Below are 20,646 nucleotides of genomic sequence, written 5' to 3' on the forward strand. Positions count from 1 at the left end.
CATGGACCGGACGTCCGTTGTGGTGATCACGCACAACCGCCGCGAACAGCTGCGGGAAACCCTCAAGCACCTGGTCGCGCTGCCGGAACAGCCGCCGATCTTCGTGGTGGACAACGCGTCCGCCGACGGCACCGCCGGCCTCGTCGCCGCCGAGTTCCCCGAGTTGCGGCTGATCAGGCTCAACCGGAACCTCGGCGCGGTCGGCCGCAACATCGCGGTCCGCGAGGTGACGACGCCGTATGTGGCGTTCTGCGACGACGACACCGCCTGGCAGCCCGGCGCCCTCGCCCGCGCGGCCGAGGTGCTGGACGCGCATCCCGGCCTCGGTTCGGTGACCGGCCGCTGCCTGGTCGAACCGGATCTGCGGGAGGACCCGATCACGCCGGAGCTGCGGTATTCGCCGGTGCCCGGCCCGGACTGGCTGCCCGGACCGGCGCTGCTCGGCGTGATGGCCGGGTTGACGATGTTCCGCGTGCGGGCTTTCCGCGACGTGGGCGGCTTCTCCTCGCGGATGTGGCTCGGCGGGGAGGAGGAACTGCTCGCGCTCGACCTCGCCGCGCTCGGCTGGCGGATGTGCTGGCGGGAGGACGTCGTGATCCACCACGCCCCGTCGAAACTGCGCGATCCGCGCCGGCGGCGAGGGCTGGGAATCCGGAACACCCTGTGGACGTTGATGTTGCGCCGCCCGTGGCGTTCGGTGTTCCGCCGGGGAGCCGCGGTGCTGGCTTCCGCGCCCCGGGACCGGACGACGGCCGCCGCGGTAGCCGAGTGCCTGCGCGGCCTTCCTTGGGTGCTCCGCGAGCGGGCCGTGGTTCCCGCCGAGGTCGAGCACGGACTGCGGCTGCTGGAAGAACCACAGCGCAACTCGGCCGCGCGCCGGTACACCGGATAGCGGTCAGCGTGCGGTAGCCCAGCCGGATTCGCGCACGGGCATGGCTTTCTCGTACGCGCGCACAGTCTCCACCGCGATCCGGTCCCATGAGTACCGCGCCCGGACCCGTTCCTGCCCGGCGGTTCCCAGTGCCTCCAGCTCCGCGGGTTCGTCCAGCAACGCCCGCAACCTCGCCGCCAGCTGGGCCGGGTCGCGCGGCGGCACCAAGCGTCCGGTGATCCCGTCCACCACCGTGTCCGTCAAGCCGCCGACCGCGGCGGCCACCACCGGCACCCCGCACGCCATCGCTTCCAGCGGAACGATCCCGAACGGCTCGTACCAAGGCGTGCAGAGCACCGCGTCCGCCGAACGCAGCAAGGCCGGCATCTCAGCGCGGCTCACCTGGCCTGCCAGCCGCACCCGGTCCGCCACCCCGAGCCGTTCCGCGAGCCGCCGCAGCCGCTGAGCTTCGGGGTCCTGGGAAAGCGCTCCGGAAGCCGGTCCGCCCGCGATCACCAGCTCGGTCTCCGGCACCCGCGGCAACGCGGCGATGGCCAGGTCGAACCCCTTGCGCGGCACCAACCTGCCCACCGAAACCAGCCGCTTCGGCGCGGTCCGCGGCTGCACCGGCCCGCCGGTCCCGAACCGGTCCAGGTCGACCCCGCACGGGACCACCGAGATCCGCTGTCGCGGGACCCCTTGCCGCGCCAGTTCGAAGACCTCGTCCGAACAGGTCGCGACGATCCGGTCGACCTGCTTGCCGACCATCCGCTCCAGCCACATCCGGTCCGGCGGGCTCGTGTCGGCGTCCCCCTGATGCCGCCGTTTCACCACGCCCAGCGCGTGAAACGTCTGCGCCGTCGGCACCCCGGCCTCGCGCGCGGCGAGAACCGTTGCCACGCCGGACATCCAGAAGTGCGCGTGCGCCACGTCCGGCGGCTCCTCGGTCCAGCGGTCGCGCAGCCAGCTGCCGAATTCCCCCATGTGCGGCAAAAGTTCGTCCTTCGGCAGGCGGCGCGCCGGGCCGGCCGGAACATGCACCACGCGGTAGCCCGCCGGCGTTTCCACTGTGCCGGGCGCGTCCGGGTTGTCGCGGCGCGTGTAGACAGTCACGTCGTGGCCGCTCCGCACGAGTGCCGCCGAAAGGTCGGCCACGTGGACGTTCTGCCCGCCCGCGTCCTCCTCCCCCAGCGCGGCGAGCGGACTGGCGTGTTCGGACACCATCGAGATCCTCATCAGACTCCTTCCGCAGCGGGGACGGTTTCGGTGAGCAGGCGGTCCCAGCGCGACAAGAACGCGTCGAGACCGAAATGCGCCAGCGCGTGCTCGCGGGCCGCCTTCCCGGCCAGCACGGCGAAATCCGGTTCGTGCACCAGTTCGCGGAACCGCCGCGCGAGCACTTCGATGTCGGCGGAGCACACCCCGGCGTCCGGGGGCACGGCGGCAGGCGCTTCCGTCGAGGCGACCGCGACGACCGGCATCCCCAAGTGCATCGCTTCCAGCAGCGACAGCCCGAGCGACGTCCAGCGCGCGGTGTGCAGATACACGCGGTGCCGGGCCAGCTCGTCGTGCAGCCGCGGCGGACGCACGTCGCCCTGTCCGCCGGGCAGCCCGTCGGTGCCCATGCCGAAGACGTTCACCGGCGCGATTTCGCGGAACGCGGGCAGCAGATCGGCCCCGGTCACGCGGGCGCGGCGGCGCGGTTCGTTGATCATCGCCGCGCCCGCGGGCAGCTCGCCGGTGTAGCGCTCGCCCGGGTCCGGAATGCCGTGCGGAATGACGGCCACCGGCGCGATCCCGTTGTCCCACATGAGCGCGTTGTACGAGGTGACGTGCACGATCGGCACCTCGTCCTGTCCCGCCATCGGATGCCGGGACGCCGCGGCGCCGTGCCGCGGCGCGTTGTGCTCGACGTACACCATCGGCACCCGCGAACCCAGCTGCGGCCGCACGAACGCGGCTTCCTCCGGCCGCTGGAGCACGACCACGTCCGGCTGAGCGTCCGCGAGCCGGTCGACGGGAACCTCGGTCACCCCGGGCCAGTCCCGCCCCGCCCGGCCCAGTCCCCACGGCGCTCCTTCCGGGCTCGCCGGGACGAAGTACTCGTGCGGGCCGCGGACGAACGCGTCGGTCCACGAGCCGTGCACGTGCCAGAGCAAGATCCTCATGGGCCTTGGCTTAGCCGCGCGGATCCGACGTTAAACCAGGCGGACCACTGGGTACCCGGGTCAGCTTTCGCCCGCGGGAATCGGCGCCCGCTTCGACCGGCCCGCTGTTCGTGCGGGAAACCCTGACGGACTCCGCATCCCTCAGGGCTCCCCGCACGTACCGCGGACGCGGTGCCGGTCAGGTCTCGCCGCGGAAGTTGTCGCCCAGCTGGGGATGGCCGCGCTTCGAACGGCCCTCCTCGTCCTCCAGCGGGCTCTCCGGGTCCGGCCGCCGGGGCACCCGCTCCTCGTCGACCTGGGTGCGGCGCGGATTCGCCGTCTCCCGCTCCGGGCGGCGTTCGTCAGTCATGCCGCCTCCAGCACCGTCTTCAGCCAGCCGTCCTCGCGCCGGTCGAACGACTCGTACGCCTCGATCGCCGCCGCCGGTTCCTCGCGGCGCGTGATGAACGCGGTCGGGTCGACGACGTCCGTGCGCACCAGGTCCAGCAGTTCCGGCAGGTAGCGGCGGTGGTTGCAGTTGCCGAGGCGAACGGTCAGGTTCTTGTTCATCGCGGTCCCGAACGGGAAGCCCTCGAACCCCGGCGGGTACACCCCGATCACCCCGATGCTGCCCGCCTTGGCGACCGCGTCCACGGCCCAGCGCGCGGCCTGGCTCGGCGCGTCCCCGGGAACCCACAGGTCGCCGTCCGGCGAGGCGTCCGGCGCGACCTCGGCGCGTTCCTGCTCGAATCGGCCGGTGTCCGCCGGCGCCGCGGGGCCGGTCTTCGGCCGTTCCGCGTCCACGCCGACCGCGTCGATCACCCGGTCCACGCCGATCCCGCCGGTGAGTTCGCGGACCAGTGCGACCGGGTCGTCCTCGTTGAAGTTGATCGTCTCGGCGTTCTGTTCGCGCGCTTTGTCCAGGCGAGACGCGATGCCGTCGACCGCGAACACCCGGCCGGCGCCCTGCCGTTTCGCCGAGGCGATCGCGAACTGGCCGACCGCCCCGGCGCCGAGCACCAGCACGCTGTCCCCGCGGCTGACCTCGGCCAGCCGGGCGCCGAACCACGCGGTCGGGAAGATGTCGGACAGCAGGATCGCGCGGTCGTCGCTCACCGCGTCCGGGATGCGGACCAGCGAGGTCATCGCGAACGGGACCCGCGCGTACTCCGCCTGCAGCCCGTCGACCGAGCCGGTGGCTTCCGGACCGCCGAAGAAGCAGGTCCCGGCGGACGGGCCGTTCGGGTTCGCACGATCGCATTGCGCGTAGTAGCCGGCGCGGCAGTAGGAACACGTGCCGCACGAGACGGTCGACGGGATCACCACGCGGTCGCCGGGCGAGAACCCGCGCACCGCGGGACCGACCTCTTCGACCACGCCCACCGCCTCGTGCCCGAGCACGGTCCCTTCGGCCATCCCGGGCATGGTTCCGCGCACCAGGTGCAGGTCGGTGCCGCAGATCGCGCTGCGGGTGATCCGCACGATCGCGTCGCTGGGTTCGAGAATCTTCGGGTCGGGCACCTCGTCGAGCCGGATGTCCCCGGTTCCGTGCCACACCACAGCCTTCACTTCGTTCCTCCTCACGTCACCAGTCCGGGCGGCGGACCGAGGGAAGCCGGTCGAGCGTCGTCGCCACGGCCGCCGCGACCCGCGGTTCGGTCAGCGGAGCGCCGGCCGGGCCGTGCGGGAGCACCTCGACCTCGACCCCGGCCTCGCGGGCCGACGCGACGCGTGCGCCGTGCGCGGCGAACCACTCGCGGGACGCGCGGCCGTTGCCGTCCGGATCGGGCCCGACGAGCAGGACCGACCGCACCGCGTCCGGGTACCGCTCGGCCAGCCGCAACGCGACCGGCACCAATTGGCCCCCCGCCAGCACATCGGCCAGCGGCTTGGCGCCCGCGGCCTCTTCGAGCAGCGCGGGCGCCCGGCCCGGCGGACAGGGCACAATCCGGTGCTCCGGTGCGGCCTGCCCCCAGCCGGGCGGGACCTCGGCTTTCGCGGCTTCGTCCAGGACTACGAGCATCCGGTCAGTCATCTGCGCCTCCTCCCGGCGGCGTACCCGAGGTCTCGCGGGCGAAACCCGGAGTTTGGCCGCCGCCTGCCGGGGTATCCGGGCGAGTCGGCCGACAGAGGGAGACAGGGTGCGGGACGGAATCGCCGAACCATGGGGCACGCGCACGCCGTACGGTCCGGGCGAGGACTGGCCGGTGCGCGTCGACAGCCATCTCGCTGACGGCGTGACGGCAGGCGACGTCGACCGCTGGGTCCGCACCGCCGCGGTCCTGCACTCCAACGGTGACGGCCTCGACATCGCGGTGAAGGACGGCCGGATCGCCGGCGTCCGCGGCCGGGCCGACGATCGCGTCAACCGCGGACGGCTCGATCCCAAGGATCTCTTCGGCTGGCAGGCCAACAACGCACCGGACCGGTTGCGTACGCCGCTGGTGCGCGACAACGGCGTGCTCCGCGAGTCCACTTGGGACGAAGCGATGGACCGGATCGTCCAGCGCAGCCGCGCATTGCTCGACACCGAAGGCCCCAGCTCGCTCGGCTTCTACACCAGCGGACAGCTCTTCGCCGAGGAGTACTACACGCTGGCCGCGATCGCCCGCGGCGCGCTCGGCACCAACCACCTCGACGGCAACACGCGGTTGTGCACCGCGACCGCGGGCGAATCGCTCAAGGAGAGCTTCGGCTGCGACGGCCAGCCGTCCTCCTACACCGACATCGACCACGCCGACGTCATCGCGCTGTTCGGGCACAACGTCGCCGCGACGCAACCGGTTCTGTGGTCCCGCATCCTCGACCGGCTCGCCGGTCCGCAGCCGCCGCGCCTGCTCTGCGTCGATCCTCGGAAAACCCCGGTCGCGGAAGCCGCTGAGCTGCATCTGGCCCCGCTGCCCGGCACGAATGTCGCGCTGATGAACGGAATCCTGCACGAGGTCATCCACCACGGCTGGTGCGACAAGGCTTGGACAGACGAGCACACCGTGGGCTACGACGATCTCGTCAAGGTCGTCCGCGACTATCCGCCCGAGCGCGCGGCGTCGATCTGCGGGGTCGCGGCAGCCGAGATCCGTTCCGCGGCAAGGCTGGTCGGGACAACCAACCGGCTCTTGTGCACGGTGCTGCAGGGGTTTTACCAATCGCACCAGGCGACCGCCGCCGCGGTGCAGGTGAACAACCTCGTGCTGCTGCGCGGAATGCTGGGCAAACCAGGCTGCGGCGTCCTGCAGATGAACGGCCAGCCGACCGCCGAGAACACCCGTGAATGCGGTGCCGACGGCGATCTCACCGGATTCCGGAACTGGAACAACGACGCGCATGTGGCGCAGCTGGCCGAACTGTGGAACGTGCCGATGGAGCAGATCCCGCACGACGGCCCGCCGACCCACCTGATGAAGATGCTCGGCCTCGCCGAGAGCGGCGACCTGCGGTTCTGGTGGATCTCCGCGACCAACCCGGCGGTGTCGCTGCCCGAACTCGCGCGGGTGCGGAAGATTCTCGGCCAGGACAGCCTTTTCCTCGTCGTGCAGGACGCGTTCCCGACGGAAACCACGGAATTCGCCGACGTCGTGCTGCCCGCGGCGATGTGGGGCGAGAAAACCGGAACGTTCACGAACGCCGATCGCACCGTGCATCTGTCCGAGAAAGCGGTCGATCCGCCCGGGCAAGCGCGACCGGACCTGGACATATTCCTCGACTATGCCCGCCGAATGGACCTGCGCGACCGTGACGGCGCCGCCTTCCCGCCCTGGCACGACGCGGAATCTGCGTACGCAGCTTGGCAAAAGGCGTCCGCCGGACGGCCGTGTGACTACAGTGGACTGTCCTATGAGAAGCTCCGCGTGATCAGCGGGGTGCAGTGGCCGGTCGACGAAGCGCATCCGGACGGCGCCGAACGCCTTTACGCGGACGGCAAGTTCTTCGCCGATCCGGATTACTGCGAGGAATACGGCAAGGATCTGCACACCGGCGAGCCAGTCGAGCCGGAGGAATACCGCGAGTACAACCCGCACGGCAAAGCCATGCTCAAGCCCGCGGAATACCTGGTGCCGACCGAACCGCCGAGCGCCGGCTACCCGTTCGCGCTGATCACCGGGCGGACGCTGTACCACTTCCACACCCGCACGAAGACCGGCCGCGCACCGCAGCTGGAAACCGCGGCCCCCGAAGTCTGGGCCGAACTGTCCTGCCGGGACGCCGAGCGAGCCGGGATCGCCGAGGGCGACCTGCTCGAGATCCGCACGCCGCGCGGGCGTGTCCGCGCCAAGGCACGCCCGTGCGGCATCCGCGAAGGGGTCCTGTTCCTGCCATTCCACTACGGCTACTGGGACACCGCCGACCCGAGCGGCGAGGACGGCGTCCGCGCGGCCAACGAGCTGACCATCACGGACTGGGATCCGGTATCGAAGCAGCCGCTGTTCAAGACGGCCGCCGCGGCGCTGCGCAAGGTCTCCGACGGAACCCCGAAGGAAACCATCGCGCTCGGCGACCGGGCGGTGTCCGAACAGCTCGTCGACTGACCCCTCACACCAGGTCGCGCGGCACCCGGCGATGCCAGTTCCGCGACACCAGCCGCCGATCGCCCTCGTACCCGTCCAGTTGAGCGTCGATCACGAACTCCTCCGGAGTGCAGCTGACCCGCGTATACGTCTCCGTCCGCACCAGCCAGTCATCCCGCTGGAAGGTCACCGTCCACGAGGTCTCCGCCGCGGGAGAACAGAAATCGTCCGCGACCCACGTGTACCGCTCGTGCACGTCGCGGGTGATCTCCAGATCGATGTCGTCGTACCGGATCGTGCCGGAATTCTTCACCACGTCCAGCGCCGAGTGGTACTCGACCAGGTCCCGGGACACCGTCCACTTCTGCTCCGGCTGGCTCACCTGCGTGGCCGGCAGCGGCGGCGTCCCCTCCGGCTCGCCGAATTCGTCCGGGGCGACCTCGTCCGGCTCGCCGGTGGGCCGCACCGGCAGGGTCAGCGCGCTGGCACCGGTCCGCACGGCGAGCGTCACCGGTTTCGGCGGCGGCCACGCGAGCGGCCAGTACGAAGTGGACAGTGCCAGCCGGATCCGATGCCCGGCCGGAAACGCCTGCGCCACCCCGTTCAGCTCGACGTCCACAGTGCACTCTTCGCCCGGGGCAAGCGGTTTTGGTTCCTCATGACCGTCCCGGTGCGTGAGGTTCAGCAGGCCGTACGTCACCCGCGTCGCCCGGCCGTCCGGCGCGACATCCGACAGCCGCGCGGCCACCATCGCCACCGGCTGATCGGCCGAAACTCGCAACCGCACCCTCGGCGCACCAAGGATTTCGCACCGCTCGGTGAGCACGTCGGTGTCGAACACGAGCGACCCGCCGTCCTCCTCGCGCTGGTCATACGGCAGATCCGGCGGCGCGCTGTACGAAGCCCACTTCCCGGCGAACTGCCCGACCGACAACGGCGAAGCGACGCTCAACGGCTCCTCGGCCACCGACTCGCCAGGCCGGGCAAGCCGGTGCCGGGCAAGGACATGCTCCGTCGGCCGGACGTGCGGCGAAGGCCATTGCGCCTCCCCGACCCAGCGGCCGGGACGGTCCTCATAGGACGTCGACGGCGGCACGCTCTCCTGCATCCACGTGCGCAGGACCGGACCGTCCATGACGCCGTTGTCGACGTCCTTCAGCCAGTGATCCCACCAGCGCACGACCTCTTGCAGGTAGCCGATCGCGGGGCCGGGTTCGCCGAGGTGCGGGTACTTGTGCGACCACGGCCCGATCAGCCCGCGGCACGGCACGTCGAGATGCGCCAGCAGCCGGGTGACCGCGTTGGAGTACCCGTCGGCCCAGCCGCTGGACGCGAGCACCGGGCACTGCACCCCGGAATAGTCCTCGGAAACCGACGCGTGCCGCCAGTAGCTGTCGCGACGCTGATGCCGCAGCCACTGTTCGGCCCACAGACTGCAGTTTTCCAGCCGTTCCCGCCACATGTCGCGCCAGCGGTCCCCCACCAGCGCCGGATCGGGCGGCATCGTGGCTTCGCCGAACATCGTTCCGGACTCGGCGATGTTGTCCGACAGCAGGCAGCCGCCCATGTAGTGCATGTCGTCGGCGAACCGGTCGTCGGTGAACGAGGAGATGACGATCGCGCCGAGGCTCGGCGGTTTCCGCGCCGCGACCTGCAGCGCGGCGAACCCGCCCCAGGAAATGCCCATCATGCCGGTGCGCCCGTCGCACCACGGCCGGTCGGCGAGCCAGGCCAGCACGTCCTCGGCGTCTTGCTGTTCCTGTTCCAGGTACTCGTCCGCGAGCACGCCTTCCGACTCCCCGGAGCCGCGCAGGTCGACGCGCACGCACGCGTAGCCGTGCCCGGCAAGATAGGGGTGGTGGATCGAGTCGCGGACAGAGGTCAGGTCTCGCTTGCGGTACGGGATGTACTCGACGATCCCCGGCACGGGCAGCGATTCCGATCCGGCGGGCCGCCAGATCCGCGCCGCCAGCCGGGTGCCGTCCGAAACCGGGATCCGGACGTCCTCGTCCTCCATGATCTCGTACGGCAACGAGGGAAGAGCGCGCGTGATCATGCCTGCCGGGTACCCGGCGCCGCGCGAGCGAAACGGTGTTGCCCGCGGCGGGAAACCGGGTACCCGTTCCGCATGATCAGCATGAAAGCCCAGCTGTATCAGGCGTATCTGCGCGCGACGCGGCAGAAGGCCTTTTACGACGACGCCCGCGTGCTGCACCAGCGCCTGCACCGCCACCAGCGGCCGTCGCAAGCCCGGCCGCCGCGGAAGCTGCGCAAGCACTTCGACCTCGAACACCGGGAGGTGCACGGGTTCGCGTGCTGGACCGTGCGGCCGCGTGCGAAGGCCGGGCTGCACGTCTTTCACCTGCACGGCGGCGGCTACGTCGAGGAAATCGAATCACACCACTGGGAATTCGCCGCTGACCTGGTGCGCCGGCTCGGCTGCACGGTCACGCTGCCGATCTATCCGCTCGTCCCGCGGCACAGCAACGTCGAGACGATCCCGATGGTGCAAGCCGCGTTCGAGCAGACGCTCGGTGCCGAGCCAGCGGAAAACACCGTCCTGTCCGGGGATTCGGCCGGTGCCGCGCTCGCGCTGTCGGTCGCGCAACGGCTCCGCGACGAGGGCCGGCCGCAGCCGAAACAGACGATCCTCGTCTCGCCGTGGCTGGACGTGACGCTGGAAGACCCGATTTCGGTCGTATTGGACGAACACGACCCCATGCTCGGCATCACCGGCCTGCGCGAGGCGGGCAAGATGTACGCCGAGGGCACCGACCCGCACGATCCGCAGATCAGCCCGCTCTACGCGGATCTCACCGGGCTCGGCCCGTTCAGCCTGTTCATCGGCACCCGCGACGTCCTTCTCCCGGACGCCCGCCGCTTCGCCTCCCGCGCGCAAGACGCCGGGATCGACGTCGACTACGCCGAGTACCCCGGCATGTTCCACAACTGGCTCATGCAGCAGATCCCCGAAGGCCGCCAGGCGCGCAACCATCTCGAACGCATCCTCCGCCGGTAGCGTCATTCCGGCGGCAGCGGCACGCCGCGACGACTGGTCCGGTAGTCGTCGCGGCTTGCCACTGTCCCGTCCTCCGACCGGACAATGTGGACAGTCCGCCGAGCCTTCGCCATATGCCGCCCCGTTTTCACCGCTTCCGCACGGGACTTCGCCGTGTTCGCCGCCCGCTGATGCCCCACGATCCGGTTCTTCCACAGCTGGTTCTCATACAGCGTCTCGACGTCGCCGTCCACCCTCTGTCCTCCTGTTCAGTCCTCGAATTCGAAACGCAGCCGCTCCTCGCACTTCGCGTACTTCGCTTCGAGTTCGTCCTCGGTGTCCGCCCCGATGATCAGTTCTGCCAGCTCGAACGAATAGCTGTCCTGCTCCGGAAGATCCGACAACCGCTGGCCCTCCCCCGGCGTGATCGAGATCGTCGTGCCGCCGAGTTCCCGGCACAACGCGGCGATCTCGGCCTCGCTCGGAATCCGGGTCACCACCGCGTCGCCGTCGAAGCGGCGCAGGTAGCAGCGGCCCGCGATGCGGTACGGGCCGCGGCCGCGCGGAAAGTGCGGTTCCTGGCCGAGCCCGAGCCGGACCATGATTTCGTGGTTGGCCACGCCGTCGACCAGCTCGAACAGCTCCGCGTGCGACTGCGAGTGCCGCGGGTTGATCTCCAGCAGGCACACCTGCCCGGACTGCCGGTCGCAGAAGAACTCGATGCTGAACGTGCCTTTCTCGAAGCCGACCTGGCGCATCACGCGCTCGGCGATGTCGGACATCCGGCGGACCGTCTCGTCCGGCAGCTGCGACGGGTACTGGTGGCGCAAAAACGAGGACCGGCCGGGGAAATCGACCGAATCCAGCGCGGCGTAGACGTGCACCTCGCCCTTCCGGACATACCCCTCGACCGCCGCCTGCACCCCGTGCAGTTCCGATTCGGCCAAACACGCGGCCCCGCCGACCTCGGCGATCTCGCGGGGCAGCTCGACCCGGCGCAGCACGTCCTCGAACGGATCGCCGACCCGTCCGACGCCCTCCCGCAGTTCCCCGACGGCGTCGGCGAAGCCCTGCTTGTCCCGCACGTGAAACGCCAGTTCCGACGAGAATCCCTTGACCGGCTTCAGCCACATCGGGAAGTCCACTCCCGGCGGCGGCTGCGGGTCCCCGTCCAGGTCGACGATGCCGAACGGAGGCAGTTCGTCGATCACCTTCCGCTGTTCCAGCCTGCTCCAGTACTTGTGCTCGCATTTGAGCACCGCGGGGAGCGGCACGTGCGGAAGTCCGTGCTCCTCGCACAGCAGCGGGGCCATCGTGGCGGCCGGAAAGTCCCAGTAGGTCACGATCGCGGCGGGTTCGCCGTCGAAATCGTCCAGCTGCTGGCGGGCCTTCTTCATCAGGTCGGGGAAATCGATCTCGCCGTGCTGCAGCTCGTCCGGGCTGAGCAGCGGGCGGAACCGCAGCCCGGCCGCGGACGGGAGTCTTTTCAGGATGCGCTCGTTCTCCTCGTCAAGACCGAGCACGAACACCTCGTCATTCATCGTTCAGCTCTTCCGTTCAGCTCTTCCGTCCGGTCAGCGCGTCGCGGATCTTGTCGACGAACGCCGCGCCCGGCGCGAGGATCAGATTCGCCGGCGGCTTGCTCGGCGCGTGCGGATGCGGCCTGGTCGGCGCGATCTTCTTCGCCGCCAGCACCCGTTCGCCCAGCTGGTCCAGCTCCTCGGCCGAACACGCCTCGCGCAGCCGCGGCAGCAGGTCGTTTTCCTCGTCCTTGATGTGGTGCCGGACGTCGGCGATGAGCTTGGCGAGCAACTGTTCGTATTCCGGTTCGCCCGGATTCTTGCGCTCGAGCTGCTTCATGAGCTTCTCGGCCTCGGCGTGCTCCTCGATCTCGTGGTCGGCGATCTGGTCGCCGTCGTCGAGGTGCTCGCGCGCGGCCGGGTACATGAGCTGCTCTTCAGCGACCGAATGCCGGACCAGCTCGGCGATCACGTGGTCGACCACGTCTTTCCGGTTCCCGGCCTCGGGTTCGCTCTCGAGTTCGGCGAACACCCGCTCGACGTCGCGGTGGTCGTCGGTGATCACGGTGATCAGGTCGGTCCTGGTGGGTGCGGCCATGCTGCCTCCTCGGGTGTCGGGAAACCTCCGGTTACCCGTTGTGCCGCACGGCAACCACCCGAAGCGGAACTACCCGGCCGCCGCCGCGTGGTTCCGGTGAAGCACGGGAGGGGAACCCTGAGCTTCCTCAGGGTTCCCCTCACCAACCTTCGCCCCGCCCAGCGCGGCGAGCCACTGCGGCTGTCCTCGCGGTTCCGGCGGATCAGGCAGCCTGCGCCGCCGGCACCTTCCCGCTCAGCAAATGCCCCGCCCCCGGCACCTCCGGTCGCACGCCGAGCTCGCTGAGAATCCGGAACGTCGTAGCCGTCGCCGCCGAAAGCACCGGGATCCCCACCGCGTCCTGGACCGGCTGAATGGACGGCAGCGACGGCATCTGCACGCACGCCGACAACACCAGCGCGTCCGCCCGCGACAAGTCCAGTTTCCGGTAGTGCGCAAGCAGATCCGCCGGGTCCAGCCGCGCCACCGCCAGGTTGTCCGGCACCTCCAGCGAGAGCGAATCGACCACCTCGACGCCCGCGTCCTCCAGGTACTCGACGACTGCCTGGGTCAGCGGCTTCATGTACGGCGTCACGATCGCGACCCGCTTCGCCTCCAGCGCGGCGATCCCGGACAACAGCGCGCCCGCCGACGAAACCACCGGCGCGTCCGAGCCCTCCGCGCGCAGCGCCGAGGTGATCGAATCCTCTGCGGTGCAGTGATAACCCGGCCCCTGCGCCATGATCGCGACCAGACACGCAGTCGCCACGACGCCCGGCCGCGCGTCGGCCAGTTCGGTCGCCGCGCGCTCAGCCTGGGCGTTCATCGCGCGCAACTGCTCCGGCGTCACGTGCTGCATCCGCGCGCGGGCGGAGTGGAAGACGAACCGGTCCTCCGGGTACCGCTCCTCGCGGGCGCGCAGCATCCGCGGCAGCTCGGTTTCCATGGTCAGGTTCGAACTCGGGACGATCATCCCGATGTGGTGGTCGGTCATCGCTTCGCCGCCGGGCGCATGTCCTGCACGGTCAGCTCGCCCGCGTCGACGATCAGCTCGTCGTCGAGGTACAGGCTGTTGCCGCGCATCGGGATGTCGAAGTGGCACGCCGTGTCGTTCGGGCCGCCGAGTTCGTTGTTCGGGCCGATCGAGAACATCACGTTGCCGTAGAAGCTGCGCAGTTCCATGCCCATGCCGCCGGGGAACTGGGTCAGGCCGTGCCAGTGCGCCCGCTCGTCGAGGCCCCAGCCGACGTGCGACATGCCGTAGCCGCGCGGGTCGTGGAAGGACTCGATGTAGCTGCGCAGCAGGTCGGCGTCGAGGCCGGACGAGCCCGCGCCGCCGCGGATGTCCTGGATGAAGCCCTTTTCGATGGTCAGCTCCACCGGAGTCTGCACGTAGGTGTTGAACGGCAGCAGCACGTCGCCGGGCGCGAGCACGATCTTGCCGTCCACGCCGTCGTCGGACCCGCCGGTGAACACGAACGCGGCGGGCCAGTGGTCCCAGCGGCCGGGCTGGTCGGTGTAGCCGTACTCGCTCATCGTCGGGTACACGCCGAGCTGGTAGGTGACGTCCGTCCCGTGCGGACTGGTGATCCGCATGGTCTTGGCCTTGGCCAGCAGTTCCGCGCCGATCTCGACGCGCTCGCGCAGTTCCTTCGTCGGCATCAGCCGGGCCAGCAGCTCGGGCGGCTCGACAGCGGTCAGGATCCGGGTGCCGGCCGCCTGGATCGCGAACTGCTCCGCGCTGAACAGCAGGAACGTGCAGTCAACGACCATGTCCGCGGCCTTCAGCGCCTCCACCGCGAGCGGCAGCTGGTCAAGACCGGATTGCCCGACCGCCCACGCGCCGGACGCGCTCGCCGGCGACGGCAGCCGCATGTGATAGGTCGCCGCGCCGAGTTGCTGGGCGGCCCAGAGGAAGGCGTCCGCGTACTCCGCGCGCTCGGCGCCTCGCGTCAGCACGACGACCGTCTCGCCCTCGTGCACGCCGGAAAAAGTCAGCTGGCGCAAGCAGATGTCGTTGAACAGGTTCTGGTCCATGGCGACCTCCTTGATTGTCCGAATACGGATTATCCGAGTACGAAAAACACGCCGGGGTCAGCGGGCGAGCACGTCTTTCAGCGCCGAGCGCAGCGCTTGCAGGGCGGGCTGCGGTTCGTCCCAGAAGATCATGTGCCCGGCGCCCGCCACGGCTGCCAGCGGATGTGCCGATTTCTCCAGCACCGCGACGTCCGCTGCGGTCACCACCGGGCTCTCCGCGCCGTACAGCAGCACGGCCGGCCCGGGCAGGTTTTCCCACAGCGGAAGGAATTCCTCGGATTCGAAGCCCGCGTGCGTGGCTGCGATCGCGGCACGAGAGCACGAAGCGAGCCAGCGAGCGCGAAGTTCCTGTTCCCGGCGCGGCCATCGCGGCCACGAGGCGGCGACCTCGTCCGCGTCGGTCCCTCGTTGCGCTTGGTCCAGTTGCGATTCGAAGACCGCCAGCGAGGTCGGGTACGGCCGTCCGGGGCCGCTCATCGGCGGGTCGGCGAGGACAGTGCCCGCGATCCCGCCGGACAGCGCGGCTTTGGCCGCGATCCGCGCCCCCATCGAGTGGCCGAACAGCAGCGGCTTCGCCAGCTGAAGCTGGTCGATGACGGCCTTGACGTCGGCAGCGTAAGCGTCGAGGTCGCAGCCGGGCCCGTCGTCGGACAGCCCGCGGCCGCGGATGTCGAGCACCAGCGGGCGGACGAGGTCGGTCAGCTCGCGGGCGACGAAGTCCATGGTGATCGCCGGGCTGGTGATCCCGGGCAGGACCACGAGCGGGACGCCGTCGGCCGGGCCGTAGTCGAGGACGTGCAGCCGGACGGGACCGGACCGCACCCAGACGCTTTTCGCCGGGACGTCCGCCAGGTCGGCGAGCGCGGGCTGAGTCAGCACCCGGTCGGAAACTGAAGACATGCGGGAACTCCTAGCGGGCCTTGGCGAGCAGCTCGACGCCCTCGCTCAGGCCGATCACGTCGGCGTACTTGGCTTGCAGGTCGAAGAGAGCGGCGTCGTGCGGCCCCCTCGCGCGGTCGCCGCAAGCTTCGCGGACGACAAGCGTGTTGAAACCGGACTGGACCGCGTCGACGGCCGTGGCTCGGACGCAGCCCGAGGTCGTCGCGCCGCAGACCAGCACGGTGTCCGCGCCAAGTCCGGTGAGCAGCGCGGCGAGGCTTGTTCCGTGGAACGCGGACGCGCCCTTCTTGACGATCAGGTGGTCGGCGTCGTGCCGTTCCAGCCGGGGATCGAGCGCGACCGCGGCGCTTCCGTCGCGCAGGCTGCGCATGCCGGGAGCCTTGCGCAGCCACGCGATCGCGTCGCCGTCCGCCTCGGCAGGGGTGTAGCTGATCGCGGTGTAGACGACCGGGGCTCCGCTCTCATGGGCGGCCCGGACCAGCGCGCCGGCGGCTTCGACTTCGGCGGAAAGGTCCGCGCCGGAGGGGAATTCCGGCTCGGTGAAGCCGCGCGTAAGGTCGACCACGACCAGCACCGGCGCGGTTCCTCTCGGCACCGCGGCGCCGAACCCCGCGCGGGCGTAGGTCTGATCGGTCTCGGTTCCGTGCAGTCCGTTCTCAGGCGCGTTCACGCAGCAGCTCCTTGATCAGTTTGTGCTGCGACCGGACGCGGCCGAGCAGCCAGCCTTGGAACAGCCCGAGCGCGCCCGCCGCGACGACGGGGAGGTAGCGCTTCGCGTTGGGCGGGAGCAGCATCGCCAGTCCGTCGAGCGAATCCGACGCAGGCGCGGCAGCAGTCGTAGCTGTGGCCGGTTCCGCTGCGGTGCCGCCGTTTTCCAGCAGCGCACCGAGGTTCTGCGCGAACTGCTGCAGGATCCGGTTCGACACCGTGCTGATCGCGCCCTTGCCGAACTGCGCGATCTTGCCCCGCACCACGAGATCCGTGTGCAGGTTCAGCGACGAACCCTTCGGACCGGGCGCCAGCGTCAGCGTGACGTCCGCTTCCGCGTCGCCGTTGCCGTGGCTGTCCGCGCCCCGGGCCGACAGCCGCAGACGTCGCTCGCCCTCGGCGATCTCGGTGAACCGGACCTTGCCCGCGTACGCGGCGCTGACCGGGCCGACCTTGAACTTGACCTTGCCGAGATAGGACTCGCCGTCCCGGCCCTCCAGCACCGCGCCCGGCAGGCAGCCCGCGACCCGCTCGACGTCGTTGAGCAGCGCGAACACCGTGTCCGGATCGCCGGGAAGGTCAAGGGTGTTCTCGAGAATCATCGGACCGCGTCCTCTTTCCTGCCGGATCGCGCGCACCGCCGCGCGGCGGTCGCCTCGATCGCGTCCACAATGGTCTGATACCCGGTGCAGCGGCACAGGTTCGACGACACCGTCTCCCGGATCTCCTCGCGCGTCGGCGACGGTTCCTGCGCGAGGAACCCCTCGGCGAGCATGAGAAAGCCGGGCGTGCAGAAGCCGCACTGCAAGCCGTGGTGTTCCGAAAACGCCTGTTGCAGATCATTCGGCTCCTCCGGGGTGCCGAGGTCTTCGACGGTCCGGACGGCGCAGCCTTCCGCCTGCACGGCGTACATCAGGCAGGCGCGCACCGGTTCGCCGTCGACCAGGATCGTGCACGCCCCGCACACGCCGTGCTCGCAGCCGACGTGCGTGCCGGTGAGGCCCACGTTGTGCCGGAGCACGTCGAGCAGCGTCCACCGCGGTTCGACGAGCAGTTCGTGCTCCTCGCCGTTGACGGTCAGGACGATCAGCTGTTTGTCGGTCATGCGCCGGTACCCGCTTTCTCCCGGTCGGCCGCGGTGAGCGCGGCGAGGACGGCCTCGGGGTGGATCGGGGTCTGCTCCAGCTGGACCCCGGTGTGCCAGAGAAGGTCGTTGACCGCGTTCAGCACCGCGGCGGGCGCGCCGATCGTGCCGCCCTCCCCCGCTCCCTTCGCGCCGCTTTCAGTGAAGGCGCAAGGGGTTTCGAGATGGTCGACGGTGATGTCGGGGATCTCCGCGGCGGTCGGGACGAGGTAGTCGATGAAGCTCGCCGCCGACGGTTCGCCGTTCTCCGCGTAGGTGACCTCCTCGAACAGCGCGCCGGCGATGCCCTGCGCGATCCCGCCGCGCGCCTGGCCGTCGACGACCTTCGGGTTGATCACCACGCCGCAGTCCTCGACGCAGGCGTAGCGGAGGATTTTCACCTGGCCGGTGCCCGGATCCGCCTCCACCACGACCGCGTGCGTAGCGTTCGAGAACGTGCCGTCGCCGGGGACGTCGAACGCCGCGGTGGCGGTGAGCGTCGGCTCGGCTTCTTTGGGCAGCAGATGGCTGCGCAGGTACGCGACGTCGGCGATCTCCTCGAACGACAGCCGCCGGCTGGGGTCGTCGAGCTGGATCACTCCGCCGTCGCCGTCGAGGCCGACGTTCTCGACGCGGGTGTCCATCAGGTGCGCCGCGATGACGCAGAGCTGCTCGCCCAGCCGGGTCGCCGCCGTCGCCACCGCGGAACCGCCGATAGTCACCGATCGGGACGCGAAAGTGCCCCAGCCGTAGGAAATCCGTTCGGTGTCGCCTTGCCGCAGCTTGACCTTGGCGAGATCTACGCCGAGCCGTTCCGCGACGATCTGCGCGAACGTCGTCTCGTGGGACTGCCCGTGGTTGATCGTGCCGCTCGTGACCACGACCGAACCGGTGAGGTCTATCCGGATCTCGCTCACGTCGAACCCGGGCACGACGGTCATCTTGCGCTTCGCGAACGCCTCGGAGCCGTAGCCGGTGCGCTCGGAGAAGCAGCTGTAGCCGATGCCGATGTGCGGGTTCTTCTCGCGCAGCTCGTACCAGCCCTCGTCGCGGAGGATCTTCTCGCCCAGCTCCAGCGATTCGAGGTAGCTGCCCGGATCGTAGGTGACTTTGTTGACGCCCACGTACGGAAACTCGGTGATCACGTTGCGGCGGCGGATCTCCACCGGGTCGAGGCCGAGCTCGCGCGCGGCCAGGTCCATGATCCGCTCCATCACCATGACGTACTGCGGACGGCTGACCCCGCGATACGGCGCGGTCGGCGCTTTGTTGCTGGTGATCGCCCGTGCCCGCACGCGATAGGCCGGAACCCGGTACACCGACGGCATTTCCGCCGCCGCCATCAACGGTTCGATGCCGACGGTGAACGGATAACACGAGTACGCGCCCATGTCGCAGACGATGTCGGACTCCAGCGCGGTCAACTCGCCGTCCGGGGTGAACGCGGCACGGGTGCGGTACCGCTGCTCGCGGGCGAGGAACCCGGACGCGAGCGCTTCGCTGCGGTCCTCAATCCACTTGACCGGACGCCGCAACCGCTTCGCCGCCGCCGCGACCGCGATTTCCTCCCGCCCCACCACGCATTTCTGCCCGAAGCCGCCGCCCATGTCCGGGACGACCACGCGCACCGAACGCTCCGGAATCCGCAGCGAACGCGCCAGCACGGTACGGACCTGGTGCGGCACCTGGCTGCACGTCTGGACGAGAAGCTGCTCGTCGCGGTCGTCCCAGGACGCCACCGCGCCGCGCGTCTCCAGCGGCAACGCGTTCTGCCGACCGCTGCGGGTGACGAGTTCGATCACGCACCCCTCCGCGAACGCCTCGTCCACGCCTGGGGTGTCGAACGAGGTGACGTCCAGCAGCACGTTGCTCGGCGCGTCCTCGTGCACCAGCGGCGCGTTCTCGGCGAGCGCGGTCTCCTCGGACACGACGGCGTCGAGGACCTCGTAACTCACCTGCGCGGCCTCGATGCCGTCCTCGACCGCGTACGGATCCTTCGCGATGACCAGCGCGATCGGCTCGCCGACGAATCGCACCTTGCCGCGCGCGAGGATCGGCATCGTGGTCGGCGTGAACTCCTCGGGCGGACGGTCCAGCAGCGCGACCATGTCGCCGAGCTGGAGGTCTTCCGCCGAGTACGCGGCTACGACGCCGTCCACCTCGCGGGTGGCGCCGAGGTCGAGCTCGGCGATCTTGCCGTGCGCGACGGTCGCCCGCACGAATCCGGCGTGCAGCATCCCGTGGAGATGGATGTCGTCAACGAACCTTCCCCGGCCGGTGACCAGCCGCGGATCCTCGCGACGGCGCACGGACGCGCCGATCCACCTTCCGCCCCGGCCGTCGAAGCGGGGTTCTTCGGGCTTGCCGGCCATCAACGCTCTCCCCTCTCCCAAGCCTGGCCCAAACTCCGAGCCACCAACGTCCTCGTCAACGCGCGCCGATAGTCCGCGCTCCCCTGCGCGTCGCTCCGCGGATCGATCGCCTCGGCCGCCGCCCGGCCGCACGCCGCGAACAACTCGGGCCCCGGCTCGCCGCCCGCCAGCACCTCCTCGGCTTCCGGAACCCGCAACGGCGCGGGCGCGACCCCGCCGAGCACCACGCGCCCGCCCGCCAGCGACCCGTCCGCGCGAGGTTCGAGCGTGACCGCCGCCGCGACCGTCGCGAAATCCCCGGCCCGCCGGGAAAACTCGGTCAACGCGGCCTTCGGAGCCGCCCGGGTGAACCGGACCTCGGTGACGACCTCGTCCGCCTCGACCGCGGTCGCGTAGAAGCCGTAGAACATCTCCCCGGCCGGGATTTCGCGGCGGCCGTTCGGTCCTTCGGCGACGATCACCGCGTCCAGCAGCAGCGCGAGCATGCACCACTCCGCGGTGGCGTCGCCGTGCACGAGACTGCCGCCGACCGTGCCGCGCGACCGGATCGGCAGATGCCCGACGTACCGCATCGCCTCCGCCAGCACGGCGAAACCCGGGCCGAGCTGGGCCAACTCGACCTGGCGGTGCGTCGTCATCGCGCCGATGCGCAGCGTCGGACCGGCCTGGACGATGTCGGTCATCCCCGGCACATCCCGCAGCCGCCCGAGGTCGACCAGGTCGCTCGGGCGGGCCAGGCGGAAGCTCATCATCGGCATCAGGCTCTGCCCGCCCGCGATCGCTTTCGGCTCCCGCCCTTGCCCGGCGAGGTCGGAAAGCAGGCCGACGGCGTCGGCGACGTCGTGCGCCCGATGGTAGGCGAACGCGGCGGGCTTCATGCGTTTCCCT

The 20,646-nt window shown here is 70.2% G+C and carries 20 protein-coding genes; 3 read left to right on the plus strand and 17 right to left on the minus strand.

Annotation, left to right across the window (positions count from 1 at the left end; genetic code table 11):
- The first annotated feature begins 1 nt into the window (after nt 1).
- The gene (locus H4281_RS15625; protein ID WP_182891641.1) at nt 2–892 is read left to right on the plus strand and encodes a glycosyltransferase family 2 protein; all 891 of its coding nucleotides are present in this window, start codon (nt 2–4) and stop codon (nt 890–892) included.
- Between the two features lie 3 nt (nt 893–895).
- On the opposite strand, the gene H4281_RS15630 is transcribed toward H4281_RS15625, so the two are convergent.
- The 5 genes from H4281_RS15630 to H4281_RS15650 form a co-directional block, all read right to left on the minus strand.
- Complete coding sequence (locus H4281_RS15630; RefSeq protein ID WP_182891642.1) at nt 896–2,107, minus strand: glycosyltransferase; 1,212 nt, start codon at nt 2,105–2,107, stop codon at nt 896–898.
- Entirely contained in the window at nt 2,107–3,039 is a 933-nt protein-coding gene (locus H4281_RS15635) for a glycosyltransferase (protein WP_182891643.1), read from the minus strand. The genes H4281_RS15630 and H4281_RS15635 overlap by 1 nt, the downstream gene beginning before the upstream one ends.
- 178 nt (nt 3,040–3,217) lie before the next feature.
- Nucleotides 3,218–3,388 (minus strand): hypothetical protein, encoded by a 171-nt coding sequence (locus H4281_RS15640; RefSeq protein WP_182891644.1) that lies wholly within the window; start codon nt 3,386–3,388, stop codon nt 3,218–3,220.
- Nucleotides 3,385–4,587 (minus strand): zinc-dependent alcohol dehydrogenase, encoded by a 1,203-nt coding sequence (locus H4281_RS46575; RefSeq protein WP_182891645.1) that lies wholly within the window; start codon nt 4,585–4,587, stop codon nt 3,385–3,387. Before H4281_RS46575 ends, H4281_RS15640 begins: the two co-directional genes overlap by 4 nt.
- Before the next feature lie 16 nt (nt 4,588–4,603).
- Nucleotides 4,604–5,053 carry a hypothetical protein gene (locus H4281_RS15650; RefSeq protein ID WP_182891646.1) on the minus strand — a complete coding sequence of 150 codons (450 nt, stop codon included), beginning with the start codon at nt 5,051–5,053 and terminating at the stop codon, nt 4,604–4,606.
- Between the two features lie 106 nt (nt 5,054–5,159).
- Between H4281_RS15650 and H4281_RS15655 the strand changes: the two genes are divergently transcribed.
- A complete protein-coding gene (locus tag H4281_RS15655) occupies nt 5,160–7,544 on the plus strand; it encodes a molybdopterin oxidoreductase family protein (protein ID WP_182891647.1) in 2,385 nt (794 codons plus the stop codon).
- 4 nt (nt 7,545–7,548) lie between these two features.
- Here the strand turns inward: H4281_RS15655 and H4281_RS15660 are convergent, their stop codons facing one another.
- A complete protein-coding gene (locus H4281_RS15660; protein ID WP_182891648.1) occupies nt 7,549–9,579 on the minus strand; it encodes a CocE/NonD family hydrolase in 2,031 nt (676 codons plus the stop codon).
- A gap of 72 nt (nt 9,580–9,651) precedes the next feature.
- On the opposite strand from H4281_RS15660, the gene H4281_RS15665 reads away from it, so the two are divergent.
- Nucleotides 9,652–10,542, plus strand: a complete 891-nt coding sequence (locus tag H4281_RS15665; protein WP_182891649.1) for an alpha/beta hydrolase — start codon at nt 9,652–9,654, stop codon at nt 10,540–10,542.
- Nucleotides 10,543–10,544: 2 nt separating this feature from the next.
- Here the strand turns inward: H4281_RS15665 and H4281_RS15670 are convergent, their stop codons facing one another.
- The 11 genes from H4281_RS15670 to H4281_RS15720 form a co-directional block, all read right to left on the minus strand.
- Nucleotides 10,545–10,775, minus strand: a complete 231-nt coding sequence (locus H4281_RS15670) for a DUF2188 domain-containing protein (protein WP_182891650.1) — start codon at nt 10,773–10,775, stop codon at nt 10,545–10,547.
- Nucleotides 10,776–10,790: 15 nt separating this feature from the next.
- Nucleotides 10,791–12,062: an ATP-grasp domain-containing protein gene (locus H4281_RS15675; RefSeq protein ID WP_182891651.1), complete on the minus strand. Its 1,272-nt coding sequence runs from the start codon at nt 12,060–12,062 to the stop codon at nt 10,791–10,793.
- A gap of 16 nt (nt 12,063–12,078) precedes the next feature.
- Complete coding sequence (locus H4281_RS15680; protein WP_182891652.1) at nt 12,079–12,639, minus strand: hemerythrin domain-containing protein; 561 nt, start codon at nt 12,637–12,639, stop codon at nt 12,079–12,081.
- A gap of 202 nt (nt 12,640–12,841) precedes the next feature.
- Entirely contained in the window at nt 12,842–13,612 is a 771-nt protein-coding gene (locus H4281_RS15685) for a maleate cis-trans isomerase family protein (protein WP_182891653.1), read from the minus strand.
- Entirely contained in the window at nt 13,609–14,655 is a 1,047-nt protein-coding gene (locus H4281_RS15690) for a 2,5-dihydroxypyridine 5,6-dioxygenase NicX family protein (RefSeq protein WP_182891654.1), read from the minus strand. The genes H4281_RS15685 and H4281_RS15690 overlap by 4 nt, the downstream gene beginning before the upstream one ends.
- 57 nt (nt 14,656–14,712) lie before the next feature.
- Nucleotides 14,713–15,555, minus strand: coding sequence for an alpha/beta fold hydrolase (locus H4281_RS15695; protein ID WP_182891655.1), 843 nt, complete (start codon nt 15,553–15,555; stop codon nt 14,713–14,715).
- Between the two features lie 10 nt (nt 15,556–15,565).
- Nucleotides 15,566–16,225 (minus strand): isochorismatase family protein, encoded by a 660-nt coding sequence (locus H4281_RS15700; RefSeq protein ID WP_182891656.1) that lies wholly within the window; start codon nt 16,223–16,225, stop codon nt 15,566–15,568.
- Nucleotides 16,212–16,865, minus strand: a complete 654-nt coding sequence (locus tag H4281_RS15705; protein WP_182891657.1) for an SRPBCC family protein — start codon at nt 16,863–16,865, stop codon at nt 16,212–16,214. Before H4281_RS15705 ends, H4281_RS15700 begins: the two co-directional genes overlap by 14 nt.
- Nucleotides 16,862–17,368 carry a (2Fe-2S)-binding protein gene (locus tag H4281_RS15710; RefSeq protein WP_182891658.1) on the minus strand — a complete coding sequence of 169 codons (507 nt, stop codon included), beginning with the start codon at nt 17,366–17,368 and terminating at the stop codon, nt 16,862–16,864. Before H4281_RS15710 ends, H4281_RS15705 begins: the two co-directional genes overlap by 4 nt.
- Complete coding sequence (locus tag H4281_RS15715) at nt 17,365–19,758, minus strand: xanthine dehydrogenase family protein molybdopterin-binding subunit (protein ID WP_182891659.1); 2,394 nt, start codon at nt 19,756–19,758, stop codon at nt 17,365–17,367. The genes H4281_RS15710 and H4281_RS15715 overlap by 4 nt, the downstream gene beginning before the upstream one ends.
- Nucleotides 19,758–20,636, minus strand: a complete 879-nt coding sequence (locus H4281_RS15720; protein WP_182891660.1) for an FAD binding domain-containing protein — start codon at nt 20,634–20,636, stop codon at nt 19,758–19,760. The genes H4281_RS15715 and H4281_RS15720 overlap by 1 nt, the downstream gene beginning before the upstream one ends.
- Nucleotides 20,637–20,646: the final 10 nt, after the last annotated feature.

It is taken from the genome of Amycolatopsis dendrobii (assembly GCF_014145675.1).
Classification (GTDB): Bacteria; Actinomycetota; Actinomycetes; order Mycobacteriales; family Pseudonocardiaceae; genus Amycolatopsis; species Amycolatopsis dendrobii.